The sequence below is a fragment of the Halarchaeum nitratireducens genome, assembly GCF_017874695.1.
Taxonomy (GTDB): domain Archaea; phylum Halobacteriota; class Halobacteria; order Halobacteriales; family Halobacteriaceae; genus Halarchaeum; species Halarchaeum nitratireducens.
The window spans coordinates 75032-91314 of record NZ_JAGIKY010000001.1 but is presented as its reverse complement, the minus strand read 5'-3'; the positions used below and the strand labels follow the sequence as shown (position 1 = coordinate 91314).

At 68.7% G+C, this 16283-nt stretch carries 15 protein-coding genes; 3 read left to right on the top strand and 12 right to left on the bottom strand.

Annotated elements, in window-relative coordinates; genetic code table 11:
• Nucleotides 1–10: 10 nt before the first annotated feature.
• The gene (locus J2754_RS00455) at nucleotides 11–1387 is read right to left on the bottom strand and encodes an endo-1,4-beta-xylanase (protein ID WP_188877247.1); all 1377 of its coding nucleotides are present in this window, start codon (nucleotides 1385–1387) and stop codon (nucleotides 11–13) included.
• A gap of 239 nt (nucleotides 1388–1626) precedes the next feature.
• Between J2754_RS00455 and J2754_RS00450 the strand changes: the two genes are divergently transcribed.
• Nucleotides 1627–2853: an HAD-IIA family hydrolase gene (locus J2754_RS00450; protein WP_188877249.1), complete on the top strand. Its 1227-nt coding sequence runs from the start codon at nucleotides 1627–1629 to the stop codon at nucleotides 2851–2853.
• Nucleotides 2854–3266: 413 nt separating this feature from the next.
• Entirely contained in the window at nucleotides 3267–4646 is a 1380-nt protein-coding gene (locus J2754_RS00445; protein ID WP_211086379.1) for an MATE family efflux transporter, read from the top strand.
• Nucleotides 4647–4707: 61 nt separating this feature from the next.
• Here the strand turns inward: J2754_RS00445 and J2754_RS00440 are convergent, their stop codons facing one another.
• The 5 genes from J2754_RS00440 to J2754_RS00420 form a co-directional block, all read right to left on the bottom strand.
• A complete protein-coding gene (locus J2754_RS00440) occupies nucleotides 4708–5793 on the bottom strand; it encodes a FecCD family ABC transporter permease (protein ID WP_245332840.1) in 1086 nt (361 codons plus the stop codon).
• A gap of 71 nt (nucleotides 5794–5864) precedes the next feature.
• Nucleotides 5865–6797: an NAD(P)/FAD-dependent oxidoreductase gene (locus tag J2754_RS00435; protein WP_211086377.1), complete on the bottom strand. Its 933-nt coding sequence runs from the start codon at nucleotides 6795–6797 to the stop codon at nucleotides 5865–5867.
• 104 nt (nucleotides 6798–6901) lie between these two features.
• Entirely contained in the window at nucleotides 6902–8071 is a 1170-nt protein-coding gene (locus J2754_RS00430) for an ABC transporter substrate-binding protein (protein ID WP_425350952.1), read from the bottom strand.
• A 47-nt stretch (nucleotides 8072–8118) separates the two neighbouring features.
• Nucleotides 8119–9327, bottom strand: a complete 1209-nt coding sequence (locus J2754_RS00425) for an ABC transporter substrate-binding protein (RefSeq protein WP_188877252.1) — start codon at nucleotides 9325–9327, stop codon at nucleotides 8119–8121.
• Nucleotides 9328–9402: 75 nt separating this feature from the next.
• The gene (locus J2754_RS00420) at nucleotides 9403–10380 is read right to left on the bottom strand and encodes a HEAT repeat domain-containing protein (RefSeq protein WP_211086375.1); all 978 of its coding nucleotides are present in this window, start codon (nucleotides 10378–10380) and stop codon (nucleotides 9403–9405) included.
• A gap of 160 nt (nucleotides 10381–10540) precedes the next feature.
• On the opposite strand from J2754_RS00420, the gene J2754_RS00415 reads away from it, so the two are divergent.
• Complete coding sequence (locus tag J2754_RS00415) at nucleotides 10541–10969, top strand: universal stress protein (RefSeq protein ID WP_188877254.1); 429 nt, start codon at nucleotides 10541–10543, stop codon at nucleotides 10967–10969.
• 24 nt (nucleotides 10970–10993) lie between these two features.
• Here J2754_RS00415 and J2754_RS00410 read toward each other — a convergent pair whose 3' ends face one another.
• From J2754_RS00410 to J2754_RS16380, 6 genes are all read right to left on the bottom strand, one after another.
• Nucleotides 10994–11242 (bottom strand): hypothetical protein, encoded by a 249-nt coding sequence (locus J2754_RS00410; RefSeq protein ID WP_211086374.1) that lies wholly within the window; start codon nucleotides 11240–11242, stop codon nucleotides 10994–10996.
• 61 nt (nucleotides 11243–11303) lie between these two features.
• Complete coding sequence (locus J2754_RS00405; protein WP_211086373.1) at nucleotides 11304–12059, bottom strand: proteasome assembly chaperone family protein; 756 nt, start codon at nucleotides 12057–12059, stop codon at nucleotides 11304–11306.
• Between the two features lie 212 nt (nucleotides 12060–12271).
• The gene (locus J2754_RS00400; protein ID WP_188877258.1) at nucleotides 12272–13585 is read right to left on the bottom strand and encodes a hydroxyacid-oxoacid transhydrogenase; all 1314 of its coding nucleotides are present in this window, start codon (nucleotides 13583–13585) and stop codon (nucleotides 12272–12274) included.
• On the bottom strand, nucleotides 13586–14389 hold the full coding sequence (locus J2754_RS00395; protein ID WP_188877259.1) for an N-acyl homoserine lactonase family protein: 804 nt from the start codon (nucleotides 14387–14389) through the stop codon (nucleotides 13586–13588).
• A 199-nt stretch (nucleotides 14390–14588) separates the two neighbouring features.
• Complete coding sequence (locus J2754_RS00390; RefSeq protein WP_188877260.1) at nucleotides 14589–15596, bottom strand: aldo/keto reductase; 1008 nt, start codon at nucleotides 15594–15596, stop codon at nucleotides 14589–14591.
• Nucleotides 15597–15643: 47 nt separating this feature from the next.
• On the bottom strand, nucleotides 15644–15772 hold the full coding sequence (locus J2754_RS16380) for a hypothetical protein (RefSeq protein WP_268238660.1): 129 nt from the start codon (nucleotides 15770–15772) through the stop codon (nucleotides 15644–15646).
• Nucleotides 15773–16283: the final 511 nt, after the last annotated feature.

Sequence of the window (16283 nt, the reverse complement as noted above, 5' to 3'; positions counted from 1 at the left end):
GACAGGTATCTCAGAGTTCGACGCGGAGGCGCGTCTCGCCGTCGGGATCGGTCATCGCCCGAACGTCGCTCACCGTCTCGGGGTCGGCGGCGACGCGCAGGTCGTAGCGGCCGAGGTCGGCGGTCGTCGAGAATTCGCCGGTCGCGTCCGTCGTCCCGCGGACGTCCGTGAACCACTGGTCGAAGACGAGGTCGACGTACGCGTGGTACCCGGGCTTCTTCGACCAGTCCGCGCGGAACAGCGGGGCGTCCCCGCGCCAGTGTTGGTCGTCCCAGTAGCCCCAGAGGCGGAAGCCGGCGCTCGCGGGGTGGCTGTAGACGGTCTTGAGCGTTCGATAGAGGTAGTCGCCGGCCGCGGTCTCGTCCGCGATCCCGGGCGTGTCGAACTCGGAGACGACGAGGTCGATATCGCCGAGGCCGGCGAAGCGATCGAGGCGGGCGTACTGCTCGGCGGGACCGATCGAACCGTCGGGCGTCGTGACGTGCGACTGAAACGCGACTTCGTCGGGTGGCGCCGCTCCGCCGAGGAGGTACGTGACGAGGTCGGCGTACCGATCGCGGTGCTCGGGACGGTCGAGCGTGAGGATGTCGTAGTCGTTGACGGCGAGCGTCGCGTCGGGAGCCGCGTCGCGCGCGATGTCGAACCAGTGGCGCAGCGGCGGTGAGCGCGTCGGCGGGGCGTCCGCGAGCGCGTCCGTGAAGTCGTGGAAGCCGAGCTGTTCGTTCAAGAGCACCCAGTCCTCGACTCCGTGATCGCCGGCATTGTGACCGACCAAGGTGCGGACGTGATCGTCGATGAGCTCCCGCAGTCGATCGATGTCGCCGTTCTCGTAAGCGGACCAGACCTCGTCGGGGAGGACGTCCTTCTCGTGGTTCTGCCAGACGACGGGCGCGCCGGCGACGGCAACGTCGTTCGCGCGCAGGAACGTGATGACGCCGTGCGTTCGCTGGTGGCCGTCGGGCGCCGTCCACTGACGCCACTTGTAGGCGTTCTCGAAGACCGCCTCGTTGAACAGCCGGGAGACCCAGCGACGGTACGGGCCGTCCGGATCGCTCGACCAGTGGCGCGCGACGTTGTACGCCGTCGAGAAGTCGTAGGCGTGTCGGCGGAGTCGGAGCCTGACGTCGGCGTCGGGGACCGGATCGCCGTCCCGACTGACCGCGACCGTCACGTCGCCGCGGCGGTGACGGTCGATGCGCCGGTCGGCCGCTCGCTCCCACTCGGGCGGGGCGTCGGCGCGCTCCCAGTCGCCCTCCGGCACCGGCTCGAACGCCGAGTCGTCGACGGCGGTCGTGTCCGTACGCGACGTGCTCGTCTCGGCGTCGTCGACGTTCGCGCACCCGGCGAGCGGGGCCAGTGCGGCGGCGAGGAAGTGCCGACGGTCCATACGGGGACGTGGCGACTTGCGACGTATAAATCATGCACCGGGCTCACTGGCCAATGGGTGCGGCCCGCCACCGCAATGTATATCGTCGCTGTCGGGGCGAGCGCGACTGCCGGCGCGGCGGGATTGAGCGGACCATCGGACGCCATGGCCGGCTTCTCGTGGCCCCTTCCTGCTACCCAAGCGTCGTATTCAGAACCACAGAAACAGATATAAGTAGGTGATACTACCACGTGATTGCAATGATCGCTGACCAATTTGAAACGTTTCTGTTCGACCTCGATGGCGTCGTCCACCTCGGCGATGAAGCGCTCCCGCACGCCGTTGACAGCGTAAATCGGCTCTACGAGCGAGAAAAGCGAATCCGGTTTCTCACGAACGATCCACGACCGACGCGGGAGACGGTCGCGTCGCGTCTTCGCGAGCTCGGAATCAGGGTGGACGAAGGGGAGATAGTAACGGCGGCTTGGGCGGCTGCAGTTCACCTTCGTCGTGAAGGAGTCGCCACGGCGGCGGCGGTAGGAAGCGAAGGGTTGCAGACGGAGCTCCGTCAGCAGGGAATCACAGTCACAGATGAGTCGCCGGACGCCGTCGTTGTTGGAGCTGATGAACAAACAACGTATGCAGACATCAGACGGGCAACGAGGCACATCGATCGAGGGGCACAGTTCATCGGGACGAGTCCGGACGGTGCATTTCCGACCCCTGACGGTCCCGCACCTGGGGCAGGGGCCATCGTTCGCGCGGTCGAAACAGCGACGGGGACATCGCCTACCGTCGTCGGCAAGCCCGAGCCGCTGATGTTTGAGGCGGCCCTCGAAGGACTCCCCGTCGGCCAGAATGGAGTCGTCATCGGCGATAATCCGGCAACGGATATCCGCGGCGCACATCGCGCGGGCCTCACGGGAGTTCTCGTCGCAGATGAAACACCAGTAGCAGCCTCGGCCCGAGATTTCGCTCACCCCGACGCAGTGATTCGATCGCTTGCGGGGTTGTTCTCACGGACAGCGACTCCCTGGAAAAGCCCCGACTACTCGTGGCCAGAGGACATCCGACCGGGGGTCGGTGCGGTCGTCCTGAATGAGTCCGGAGAGGTGTTGCTGTTAAAGCGGGCCGACAGAGAACGATGGGCACTCCCGACGGGGACGGTCGAACGGGGTGAAGCAGTCGTGGAGGCGATCTCGCGAGAGGTGCGAGAGGAGACCGGTCTTCGAGTCACGGTCGACCGACTAACGGGGGTGTATTCCCACCCGAAGCAGCAGGTGTTCTCGTATCCGTCCGGAGAGACGGTCCATTTCGTGACGAACTGCTTTCTATGTAGCGTCGACGGCGGTACGCTCGAAGCAGATCGAGATGAGGCACTCGACGTCGGATTCTTCGACACGGACCGACACCCGGGGGGAATACTACCGATGCACCCACGATGGATCACTGACGCAGTCGAGGGGACTACCGTTACGATCGCATAGGAGTCGGTATCGATCGGGTGGAGACGTACGTGAGATCCCATGGTCAGCACCCTTTCGTGACCTCGAAATGTGGGTCTCGAAGCGCCTCGTCTGCCAGATCGCCCACTCTTCCCCGGACTTGAATCGGACGTTCGCCTCGTCGCCGAACCGTGGTTCCAGCGGGGCGAACACGGAGGCGCCGAATCAGTCGTCCACGTACCGCTGTACGATCAGCGTTTGGAGAGCACGCAGATCAGTTCCCGCACACCGAATCAGTCGATCGCGAATCACGTCTCTGCGGTGATCCCGCGGTAGTCCCACCCCCACGCTCGCAGATCCCGATATATCGCATGTGCCGATACCGAGCCGCCCCCCGGCACCCGGCAGACCCCTCCCGCGAACCTATTTGTCGCTCCCGTCGAAAGCGTCGGCCGATGACCGTCGTGTCGGCCCGCGTCCGGTCGGTCTGGCGGGACGCCGTCTCGCTCGGCTGGCCGATCGCGCTCCAACAGACGCTGAACACGCTGATGCGGACCGTCGACGTCCTGATCACGGGCTTTTTCTCCCCGGCAGCGGTGGCGGCGATCGGTCTCGCGGACCTCTACTCGCGCGTCCCGCTCCGCGTCGGGATGGGGCTGGGGAGCGGCGCGATCGCCATCTCGAGTCAGGAGACCGGGCGGGCGTCGAGCGCGACGCGGGATCGCGCCATCGCTCAGGCCCTGCTCGTCGGCGCGCTCGCCGGCCTCCCGATCGCCGTCGTGGGCGTGCTCGGAAGCGAGTTCCTGATCGACGCGCTCGGGGCCGAGCGTGGGGTCGTTCTGCTCGGCGGTCAGTATCTGGCGGTCGTGCTGGCGGCCGCGCCGTTCCGGATCACGGGGTTCGTCGGCGCGCGCGCCCTACAGGGGATCGGCGACACCCGCACCCCGATGCTCGTCAACGGCGCGGCGACGGGGCTCAACATCCTGCTCTCGGTCGCGCTGGGGCTCGGGGTCGGGCCCGCGCCGCGCCTCGGTATCGTCGGCGTCGGGATCGCGACGGCGGCGAGTCGCGTGGTCGAGGCCACGCTCCTCATCGGCGCGATCCGGAGTCCGCGCACGGCGGTATCGCTCGCGCGGCCCCGCGATATCGTCGTGACCCGACAGCTCCTCGCGGTGAGCGCCCCGGACGTCGCGGGCGGCCTGAGCACCGAGGTCGCCAACTTCCCGTTCAACGCGCTCCTCCTCCTGTTCGGCACCGAGGCGACCGCGGCCTACCACATCGCCAATCGGCTCTATCAACAGCTCACCGCGCCGCTCTTCCGGGCGTTCCGGACGGTGTCGAGCATCCGCGTTGGACAGGCGCTCGGCGCCGGGGACCGCGACGAGGCGCGATACGTCGCCGGCGCGGTCTGCGCGCTCAGTCTGCTGACGCTCGGGGCAGCGGGCACGGGGCTGTTCGTCGGTGCGGAGCCGCTGGTCGGGCTGTTCACGGACGACGCCGCGACGATCGATGATGCGGTCGCGTTCACCCGGGCGTTCGCCGTCGCCATGGCCTGCATCGGCGTCTACTTCCCGCTCGCCGGGGCACTGAAGGGCGCGGGGGACACCCGGACGCCGTTCTACGGCGGCCTCGTTGGTGCGTACGGCTTTCTGCTCGGATCGTCCTACGTCCTCGCGGTCACGCTCGGCTTCGGGATCGTCGGGGTCTGCGTCGGAATCGTTCTCTCGTGGGCCGCCCGAGCCGCGATCGTCGGCGCCGGCGTCCTACGGGGCGATTGGGCCGGGCTGGCCGCCCAGCTGATCGAGGAGCGGGCGGCGCTCGACGAGAGCGAGTGACGCAGCCAATATCGAGGAGGAAAGCAGCGGTAATCGCCGCGAGCAATGGGCGACGGGTGAGTTAGATCGCACCCATGTTCTGCTGCTTGCGCATGAGGTAGAGGAAGTACGGTCCGCCGACGATGCCGGTGACGATCCCGACGGGGATCTGCGTCGGGCTGAGCGCGAGGCGCGCGCCGACATCGGCGACGACCATCAGCGCGGGACCGGCGAACAGACATCCGATGACGAGCTGCCGGTAGTCGCTCCCGACGATGTTGCGCACCATGTGCGGGACGATGAGGCCGACGAAGCCGACGATACCGGCGGCGGCGATGCTCGCGGCCGCGGCCAGCACCGCGACGCCGGAGAGCGCGAATCGGATCTTCTCGACGTCCATCCCGAGCGAGCGCGCCGTCTCCTCGCCGAGCAACAGGACGTTGAGCTGGCGGGCGCTGATCAGCGCGAGTCCCATGGCGACGATCGTCCACGGCAGCACCATCCGCACCTGCGCCCAGTCCGTCCCGGTCAGCGACCCGGTCGTCCACGAGATCGCGGACTGGACGACGCCGAGGTCGTCCGCGAAGAAGAACACGCCCGTCTGAAGCGAGCTGAAGACGGTCCCGACGATGACGCCGGCGAGCACGAGCCTGACGGGGCTCGTGCCGTTCTTCCACGCGATGACGTAAACGATGAGGAACGCGACGATGCCGCCGAGCGCGGCGATGACCGGGAGGAGCGAGGAGATCCCGAGCACGAGCGTCCCGAAGACGTACGGGATCGCGATCGTGACGCCCGAGAACACGACGAGTACGAGCAGGATCGTCAGCCCCGCGCCCGACGAGACGCCGAGGATGTACGGGCTGGCGAGTTCGTTGCGCGTGACGGCCTGAAAGATCGCGCCGGAGACCGCGAGGTTCATTCCGACGAACGCCGCGACGAACACCCGCGGGAGGCGGATGTTCCAGACGATGAGGCTCGCGCGGGACATCTCGGGGACCGGCGACCCGAAGACGAACGCCTCCCACGCGTCGAGGCTGAGGAGCACGTTCGGGTTGAAGACCGCCTGCCAGGCCTGCACGAGCGTCATCGTGTACGATCCGAAGCTCACCTGCACGAGCCCGCCTGCGACGATCGCGAGCGTGCTCGCGAGACAGAGCGTGAACAGCGCGCTGTAATCGTCGACGACGCGCCGGAGGCGCCCGGGGCGTTCGGCGTCGTGCGAGGCTCCCGCCACGCTCAGTCACCCCCGTCGTCGCGCGCCGCCTCGATCTCGCGGGCGGCGTCGAGGATGTACTCGTCGTCGACGTGATCGAGGAGGCGGCGCTGTCCGCGCTCCGCGGCGGCCTCGATCTCGTCGGCCGTGCGATAGGCGTCGAAGCGGCGGTCGATCTCCCGCTCGCGCAGTTCGACCACGCGCTCGTCGTCGAGGTCGACGTCGTCCGGGGCGCGCTCCGCGAACCACTCGCGCCAGCGCTCGCGCGTCGTCCACTCGCCGCTGCGCGAGGCCTCGCGGCGCACCCAGTCGTAGTGATCGGCGACGGCGGCCGGGTAGCCGCGCTCACGCCGGACGTCGGCGATGAGCGCCCGGGCGGTGCGCGCGCCCTGACCGGCGGCCATGATCGCCTGCGCGTCCGCCGTGCTCGTCGGCGACGCGACGTAGACGCCGTCGATCGGCGTGCGACCGTCTTCGTCGGGGTACTCCCGATCGAAGTACTCGTGGGTCTCGCCGTCGCGTTCGTGGGTCTCGAAGAGCGCGTCCGCGTCGTCGAGGCCCCGGAGATAGTCGCCGTCGTAGCGCGTCGCCGCGACGACGCGGCGCGCCGTGACGGTCCCGCCGTCCGCCGTCGTGAGCGCGAATCCCGAACCGTGGGGCTCGACCGACTCGACGAGCGCGTCGCGGCGTTCCGCGCCCGCGGTGTCGAGGTGGTCGTGCATCAGGTCATAGAAGGTCTCGATGTCGACGCCCGCGGGGAAACCGAGGTAGTTTTCGAGGTACGCACAGCGCTGTATCGAGGCGTTCCCGCGGTCGAAGACGAGCGTGTCGAGGCCGTACCGGGCGGTGAAGACGGCGGCGGAAGAGCCGGCGGGGCCGCCGCCGACGATCACGACGTCGTACGCGAGCGCGTCGGTGCCAGCGTCGGCGTCGCGCTCGCCCTCGTCGTTCGACACGGGTCAGACACCTCCGTCGCCGGTGACGATGGTGGCGGCGCGCTCGCCGCCGTACGTGGGGTAATCGCGTCGGGTCGGTCCGTCCGTTCGGCTCTCGCTCTCAGTCATCGTCGGAACTCCCCGTTGATGACGTCGGCGACGCGCTGGCGGTCGAAGAACTGCTCGCTCTCCGGGAGCTCGGGGTACGGCCCCTCGACGTACTCCGGCCACTCGCCGAAGACGTCCGGGTAGAGCTGCTTCGCCGTCATCTCCAGCTGGAAGAGATCGAGGACGGGACCCTGGTAGCGACCGCCCTGCGGGTAGATACGGCCGTTCTCGACGGCGGGGATCGTCGCGCCGACGGGGTCGTCTTCGAGCGACGAGCGGATCTCCGCCATGTCGTAGGTCGGATGGAGGCCGCCGAAGACGAGGATGACGTCCGGGTTCGCCTCCGCGAGCGACTCCATGTCCACCCGCGATCCGGACTGTACGCCGTCGCCGAACGCGTCCACCGGCTCGAACGGGCGGACGTGCGCGGTGAGGAAGCCGGGCGTGTCGACGTTGTAGACGTAGGGCGCGGCGGGGTCGCTGAACCCGCCCATGACGATGCTCGGGCGCTCCGCTTCCGCTGGGAGGGCCGACTCGACGCGGTCGAGCACGTCGTCGTGGATCGCGGCGAGCGCGTCGTACTTGTCCTCGTCCGCGAAGACCTGCGCGACCTTCTCGAACTGCTCCCAGAGCGTGTAGTACTCGTACGCGTCGGCGTAGGCCTCCGGTGGCTCGGCGTGGTCGTCGCTGAGCGTGTTCCCGAACCACGGCCCGACGTTGTCGCGGATCTCCGCGATGTCCGCGACGTCCCAGTCGTCGAGCGCGACGACGCTCGCGGGGTCGGCGAGGTGGACGTCGCTGTCGAGTTCGTAGAGTTTCTCCTTCGAGGTGGTCCACGAGGAGTAGCGGCCGGTCCAGTCGAGTTCGACGCCGGGGAGGCGCGGCGTGAACTGGTTCCAGAGCGCGTCGTAGTAGTCGGGCGCGTGCAGCGCGTTCACGTCGTCTCCGCGCCCGAGCGCGAACGCCATGCCCGCGAGGTGGGTGAGCCGCGTGAAGATCGTCTCGGGGACGGCCTCGAAGGTCACGTCGCCCATCGGGGCCATCGACACCGTGTACGGGGCGTCCGCCGTCGCGGTCGTCTCGTCGGTGGTCGTACTCGTCGCACTCGTCGTGGCCGTCGATCCGTCGCCGCCGCCCGTACAGCCGGCGAGCAGACCGCCGCCGACGAGCGCGCCGCCGGACGTCAGGTAGCTCCGACGCGTCAGGTGGGTCGTGCGAGGGTCGTCGCTCACGATCAGAACTCCCCGTTGATGACGTCAGCGAGCCGCTGGCGGTCGAACAGCCGTTCGCTCTCGGGGATCTCCGGGTACTGATCGACGGAGAAGCCCGGCCACTCGCCGAACAGGTCGGGGTAGAACTGCTTGGCGGTCATCTCCAGCTGGAAGAGGTTCATGACCGGGCCCTGACGCGGGTTCCCGGACGCGTAGAGGCGGTCGTTCTCGACGGCGATGAGCTGCGAGCCGACGCTGTGCGAGCGGATGGACGCCTTCGTCTCGGGGACGTCGTAGTACGAGGAGATCCCGTGGTTCATGATGATGACGTCCGGGTCGGCGTCGAGCATCGCCTCGTAGTCGACGAGCTTCCCGCCGTACTCGCCCGTCTGGATGTCCGCGAAGACATCGTTCGCGCCGAGCGGTCGCGTGTGTGCGAAGAAGTAGCCCGGCTGATTGAGCTTGTGGACGTAGAACGCGTCCTCGGAGAGCCGAGGGTACACCATGCCGACGGTCGGCCGCTCGCGCTCCGGCGGAAGATTCGCCTCGACGTCGCGCATGAGGCCGCGCTTGAGGCTGTGCAGTTGCTCGAAGCGCTCCCGCTCTCGGAAGACGGCCGCGTACTTCGACGCCAGCTCCCAGAGCGTGTAGTACTGATAGCTGTCCCGGTACGCTTCGGGGGGCCGTCGGTGCTTGCGGCTGTACATGTTCCCGAAGAACGGCCCGACGTTCTCCTCGACCTCGCGGAGGTCGGACTGGCTCCAGCCGTCCAGCGTGCTGAGATACGCGGGGTCGACGAAGTGGACGTCGCTGTCGAGTTCGTAGAGTTTCTCCTTCGCGTACTCGCCCGCCTTCTCCAGATCCAGCCAGTCCGTGGACACGTCGAGCGTCGAGTAGTAGTATTCGAGCGAGGGCGTCGTCGTCGACGGACTGGACGTCGACGTCGCGGCGCTCCCGTGACCGATCGCGGCCATGATGTCGAGGTAGTTCGTCGAGCCCGCCAACACGTCCTGCGGGACGGTCTCGAACGTCACGTCGCCCATCGGTGCCATCGTCACGCTGTACGACGCGTCGGCGTCGGTCGTGGTGTCCTCGGTCGTGGCGGCATCGGTCGTCGTCGACGTCGTCGACTCGGCTCCCCCGGATCCCGCACATCCGGCGAGCAGGCCGCTCCCGAGCGCCAGCCCGCCGTACGTCAGGTAGTCGCGTCGCGTCGGTTCGTTCCTTGCCATATTTTTAGGCTTGCCTAATCCTGTATAACCCCTTCGGTTTCACGGACGCGACGCGCCGGCCGTCGAGCGTGTCGCTCAGTACGGCGCGCCGCAGCGCGGGCACATCGGCGGGCCGGCGTCGGGGAGCGCGAGGCCGCAGTTCGGACACTCGCTGTCGGGGGCCGCGATCGACTCGGCGGCGTCGGCGGTCGTCCGGCGAAGGCCGTCGATCGAGCCGAGATCGTCCGCGTCGCTCGCGTCCGCGTCGCCGAGCGCGAATCGGGCGCGGGCCGCGACGCATGGGTCGTCGTCGCGGCGCGTGGCGAGGGCGTCCGGAAGCGCGTCGCCGGCGTCCGAACGCGCGAGGAGACCGAGGGCTTCGGCGGCGCGGGCGCGGACCCACGGGTCGTCGTCGTCGATCGCGTCGCCGAGCGCGTCCCGCGCGTCGGCGAGGGCGTCGGGATGCTCGCACCCGATGGCCGCGAGCGCCGTGCAGAGGTGGTAGCGAGCGAGATCGCCGTCGGCGTCGAGGTGGCGAGCGAGGCGCTCCGCGTGGTGGCGGAGCCGCGAGGGATCCCCGAGCGCGACGCGCTCGACGGCGAGCGCGAACCGCCCCGCGACGTCGTCGTCGGTGGCGTCGTCGAGGCCGAGGAGCAGGTCGGCGACGACCTCCGGCGTCACGGCGTCGGACGGGTATACGTCGGCGACGCGGCCGATCGCCTCGGCGCTCCGCGCGCGGACGTAGCGGAACTCGTCGGGGTCGGCGAGGCGCTCCGCGAGGTCGGGGACGACCGGCCGGACGTGTGCGGGAGTGGCGTCGGCGAGCGCGGCGAACAGTTTCGCGGCGATCAGTCGGACGGCGCGGTCGGTGTCAGTGAGGAAGGCGGTGAGATCGGAGACGATGGGGGCGAGCGTGTCGGGGTGGTCCGCGGCGCGATCGCGGAGAGCGCGGAGGGCGTCCTTTCGCACGTCGACGTCGGCGTCGCGGCACCGCTCGAGTGCGGCGACTGCGTCGGCCTCGTCGTCGGCGTCGAGGGCGGCGAGCAGGCGATCGGTCAGCGGTTGCGATCCCATTACCGCGATGTCCCGGACGCGTGCGCTTCGTCTCTTCGGTCGATGGCGCGCGTCGACGCGTCGGCCGTCGAGGTACCCGACCACGGCGGGTGAGTCAGCGACGGGGGTCGGCGCGGCGGTCAGGCACGGTGTTTATGCGGTGGCGCTCGTAGTGCGAATCGTGTACGACGACATACTCGTTCCGACGGACGGGAGCCCCGAGGCGGAGGCGGCCGTCGAGCACGCCGTCGACATCGCGGCGACGTACGGCGCGCGGATCCACGCGCTCTACGTCGTCGACACGAGCGCGTACGCCACGCTAGACGCGACGGAGACGGTCGTGGAGGACTTGGAGGACGAGGGTGAGGTTGCGGTCGAATACGTCACGGCGGCCGCGGAAGACGCGGGCGTCGAGGCGCAGGGGTCCGTTACGACCGGAAACGTCCACGAGTCGATCACGGCGTACGCGCGCGCCAACGACATCGACCTCATCGTCATGGGGACGCACGGTCGCCGCGGGCTCGACCGGGTGCTCGTCGGGAGCGTCACCGAGCGCGTCGTCCGGACGGCGGACGCGCCGGTGTTGACGGTGCGGAGCGGGGCGGACTGAGGCGTCCGAGAGCGCGGAACGCGGTCAGCGACGTCGGCCGTCGCCGTCGGTCCGCGTGTACGCCGACGCGACGACCAGACCTCCGAGGGCGCCCGCAGCGCCGACGACGACGCCGACGCTCGCCGCGCCGTGCGTGCCGACGAGCAGTCCGAGCGCGCAGCACTCGACGCCGAGCGCGGCGCAGAGCGCGAGCAGGGACTCGACGCCGAGCGCGGCGGCGCGCACCGGTACCGCCGGCGGATCGGGTAGCCAGTTCCGCACGGACGCTTTCATAACGGTTTATCGTTTGTATATGAGAACGTATCTCATTGGGTGGGGAGCTACAGCCGAACGGTCACATGTACATCCCGTTCTGGGTGTCGTAATCGCCGAGCGCCTCCTCGCCCTCGGCGGCGGACGCGACGCGCTCGGCGAGCTTCCCGTAGTACTCGCGGAGTTGCTCGCTCAACGCTTCGAGCTCGCTCTCGTCGACGTCGAAGCCGTAGACGGTTTCGAGGGCCGTGAGCAACCGAAGCGAGGCGTCGACGTCCGGTCCCGGCGGGTGCGTCGGGGTGATGTAGACGCCGACCTCGGGCGCGGCGCCGTCGAGGCTCCGAGTGACGAGTTCGCCGGCGACGCCGTCGAGGAAGCCGTTCGCCAGCGGGCGGAAGGCGTCGTCGGGGAGGCGCTCCGTCCGGTAGCCGTCGGTCGCGACGTGAAAGACCGCGTGTTCGTCGGGTCCGTGGGCGAACGGGACGCCGTGGAGGACCGCGATCTCGTCGACGCCCTGCGTCTCCGCCCACGCGAGGAGAGTGTCGGCGTACGAGCGCGCGGCCCCGAAGGGGACGAACAGTTCGCCGACGAGCACGGACAGCGGGGCGTCGTCGAGGGTGTACAGCCGGCTGTGGTGGCGCGGGACGCCGGCCTCGAAGGGAGCGATGGCCGGGAGGTCGTCGGTCGAGACGTGACCGGTCCGTTCCGAGTCGAGGTGGCGAACGAGGTAGTCGGCGGACGTGACACCCGCGAGCCCGGGATGCGTCTGGCCGACGACGAGGGTCGTACCGGTCTCGTGTCCCGACTTCGTCGTGACGTCGAACGAGGACTGTGGCATGTAGTAGAGGCGTCGGCGGCGACGACCGTAACTCTACCTCCCGACGCCGGGGAGATTGGCGAAATCAGACCGCGGCGATCGACGAGCGGTGAAAGACCGTCTCGCGCCGCTACGGGGTTCGACAGCCGGGTTCGCGGTGCTCACCGTCGTCCTGACGGCCTGTCGATCGCGGACGCCGCTCAACGTCGCGGGCCCGCCGAAAGAAGGAGGGATTACTCCCAGTTGTGGAGGGCGTCGCGGAAGATCGCGGCGACGTCGGCCTTCTCGACGGGCCGGGGGTTGCAGCGCAGGAGGCGCGCCTGCGTGTCGACGGTCTGGCTCGCGAGCCAGTCGATGTCCTCCTCCTCGATCCCGGCGAGTTCGTTGAGGCCGCTCGGGAGGACGTTCAGGTCTCGCTGGAGCTGGACGTACTGGGATTTGAGTTCGTCGGCGGCCTCCCGATCGGTGAGGCCGGTCGTCTCGATTCCGAACAGTTCGGCGAGGTCGGCGAAGCGAGACGGATCGCTCGCGGAGTTGTAGTCGATCGTGCTCGCGGGCGTCAACACCGCGATGGTCTCGCCGTGGTAGGTGTGGTACTTGTTTCCGACGGGGTAGGCCATCGCGTGACAGAGGCTCGCACCGGCGGTGAGGCCGGCGATGGCACCGAAGAGCGCACCTTGGAGCATGTTCGCGCGGGCGTCGAGGTCGTCCCCGTTGTGGACGACGCGCCGGACGTTCGAGGAGAGGAGATCGATGGCCTTCTCGGAGAACATCTCGGTGAGCGGCGTCCGCCCCGCGTAGACCGGCCGGTCCGCGGGGTCGTTCGGGCGGAGGAGGGAGTCGTACTCGTGGGTCGTGTACCCCTCCATGGCGTGTCCGAGAGCGTCCATCGCCGTACGCGCGGTGAGCTCGGGGGGGAGGGTCGTCGTCAGCGTCGGGTCAAGGACGGCGGCGTCGGCGCGGACGTGCGCGCTGGAGATCCCCTCCTTGATCTCCTTCTCGGGGACCGAGAGGATGGCGACGGGCGAGATCTCGGAGCCGGTCCCGGCCGTCGTCGGCATCAGGACGAGGGGCGCGCCGGACGTCTCCAGGGGCTCGCCGGAGCCGGTCGGTTCGGCGATGTAGTCGAGGGGCTCGCCGCCGTTCGCGATGACGGAGCGCGTCACCTTCGCGGTGTCCAGACAGCTCCCGCCGCCGAGACCGACGTAGAAGTCGTAGCCCGCCTCGCCCTGTTCGTCGCGGACGAAGGAGATGCAGTCCTCGGTGGCCGCGACGGACGGCTCGCGCTCGCAGTCGTCGTAGACGTCGACGTCGAGGCCGGCGTCGACGAGGACGTCGCGGACCCGGCCGGCGTGTCCGACGTCGACGAGCGTCTCGTCGGTGACGAGGAGGCCGTGTGCGCCGTCGGGGACGCCGATGTCGCGGATCTGGTGGGGGAGTTCGGCGGTGGCGTCGCGCCCGAAGCGGAGCTCGGGGAGGCGGATGTTCCAGACGCTCTCCGGCACGAGGTCGTGATCGGCCGCGGAGACGGAGCGTTCGTACGCCATCTACGACCACCCCCCGCCGATCTCCGCGTACTGCTCGGGGTCGTGGCCGTAGACGACCTCCGCGTCGTGGCGCCGCTGGAGGTCGCGGATCGTCTGGAGGCTGTCGAACCAGTGTCGACCGCTCCAGAGGAGTTGGGCGCCGAGCGGCGTCCCGTTCTCGTAGTTCTCGGCCTGATAGACCTCGTCGCCGGTGAAGATCACGGTGCCTGCGTCGTCGAGGTGAACCATCGTTCCGGTGAGTCCCGGGGTGTGGCCGGGGAAGCGGATGAACTCCACGTCCTCGAAGTGCGTCTCTCTGTCCCGATGGAGCACCTGCCAGTTCAGGTCGTGATCGAAGTCGTTGAGGATGTAAGCGCCGCTCCCCTCGTCGGTCTTCGCGGAGTAGTACGCGAACTTGATCTCCTTCTCGTGGACGTACACCGGAACGTCCGTCCCGTCAAAGTGATGGAGACCGCCGGCGTGGTCGAGGTGGAGGTGGGTTTGGAAGACGGCGTCGATGTCGTCGAGGTCGTAGCCGGCGTCCGCGAGGTCCCCCGCAAGCGTGTGCTCGCGGACGTCGTGCGGGTAGAAGGCCTGCTTCAACTCCTCCGGCCACGCGCCGTCGAGCGCCTCCTCGTGGTTGCCGGTGTCCCAGAGGATCGTCGCCTCCGGATGGTCGATGACGAGGTTGTACACCGGGATCTCGACGTAGTCCGTGTCCGGGTTCGGTTCGTCGTGGCTCCCGAGCGTGTTCCCCTCAATGAGGTAGTTGAGGTCGCATTCGAGCCCCCCGCGATCGATGACGTCGATGGTAGCATCCACCATATCGAAAGATCGTTATGGTAGGTGATCAATTTTTTGTCGACTTTCGGCGGGCGGGGGTGCGACATGCACTGAACGAGCACGGCGAAAACGGTACGCGGAGAAGCGCGAGGGGTAAGACGAAGCGAGACGTCGTCGCGGTCGGCGGGCCGGCCAGCGGGACGCGCGGCGGACGCCGTCGGGATCGCGCTCCCCGCGTGAATCAGGCCGAGGTCTCGTAGTAGTCGCCGCTCTCGTCGTAACGCGCGTCGCGGATCCGTCGGCGCTGGTCGTCGGAGAGCGAGATGTCGACGGCCCCGAGGTTCTCGGCGAGCTGGTCGGTGGTGCGCGCCCCGACGATCGGGACGCAGGTGAACGCCTCGCGCTCGACGAGCCAGCGGAGCGCGACCTGCGCGGGTGTCGCGTCGAGTTCGTCCGCGACCGCGCGGATCGCGTCGAGGACGTGCCACCCGCGCTCGGAGACGTAGTAATCGGAGAACAGCTCGTCGAGTTGGCCGCGCGATCCCTCCGGGGCCTTCACGTCGTACGTCCCCTGCCCCGCCCGCTCGTACTTGCCGGTGAGGAAGCCGCCGGCGAGCGGGGAATACGGGCAGACCGCGAGGTCCTGATCGGCGCAGACGGAGAGGTAGTCGGCGACGTCGCGCTCGTAGGCGGCGTGATAGAGCGGCTGGGTGACGTCGAAGCGCTGGTAGCCCTCGGTATCGGCCTTCCAGAGAGCCTTCGTGAGCTGCCACGCGGCCATCGTCGAGGCACCGAGGGAGTGCACTTTGCCCGCATCGACGAGAGCGGTGAGCGCGTCGAGCGTCTCGGTGATCGGCGTCTCGTCGTCCCAGCGGTGGATGTAGTAGACGTCGAGGTAGTCGGTGCCGAGGCGATCGAGCGTCCCCTCGATCTCGGCGCGGATCGTCTTCCGCGAGAGGTTCTCCTGGAAGCGCGACTCCTGCGTCCAGTAAACCTTCGAGGCGAGCACGTAATCCTCCCGGTCGCGCTCGTCGAGCCACTCGCCGATCCACGCCTCGGAGCGACCGTCGCCGTAGCCGTTCGCGGTGTCGATGAAGTTCCCGCCGGCGTCCGCGAACGCGTCGAGCAGGTCGTGGGCTTGTTCGCGGTCCGTCTCGACGACGCCGTCGGACTCCTTGCCGAATCGCCACGTGCCCAGACAGAGCCGCGAGACGTCAACGCCCGTCGCGCCGAGTTTGGTGTACTCCATGGTATCGGGTCCGCCCGGCGGGCGGATCAAATCACCGGTCGCGGCGATCAGTCGTCCGCGACGGCGAGCGCGCGACCGGTCGCGTCGTCGCAGTCGTGATCGAAGAGGTCGTCGAGAACGGCGAACTCGGTGTCGCAGACGGCACAGCGAACGTCGCCGACGGTCGCGGTCGTCATCGGGCGACCACCCCGTCGGTTCCGCGAGACCGCCACAGAGGCCGGTCGCGGACGACGGCCGGGACGGACCGGCCGAGAGTGGTGTCCGTGCGGGGCGTGGTGTCGACAGCCGTGAACGACGTCGTCACGTTCACCGCTTGGTGGGTGGGGTATGTAAGTGTATCCCACGGTTCGGGGGACGAACCCGCCGGACGCTCCGACCGACCGGTCTGCGAGAACGCACCATTCAGTAATACTGCGCAGTACACTCAGACAGTATGTCCAATGTGGATGGTTCGGGCGGCGGGACCGTCACGGGTACCGATCGTCACGCGACGAACCGACGCGGAACGAGCCGCCCGATCGATCGAGGGAAGGGGGATGGCGGGCCGGTGTGTAGCCGATGTCGACCGCGTTCCGACGGGGCGCCCGTCGAGCGAAGAGAGCCCACGCCCGACGACGGAGAGTCGCGTGCCGAAGCCCAGAATGGCCGTCCGAAACGTCCAGTGCTCTCGTCTCGCCGTCTCACCGA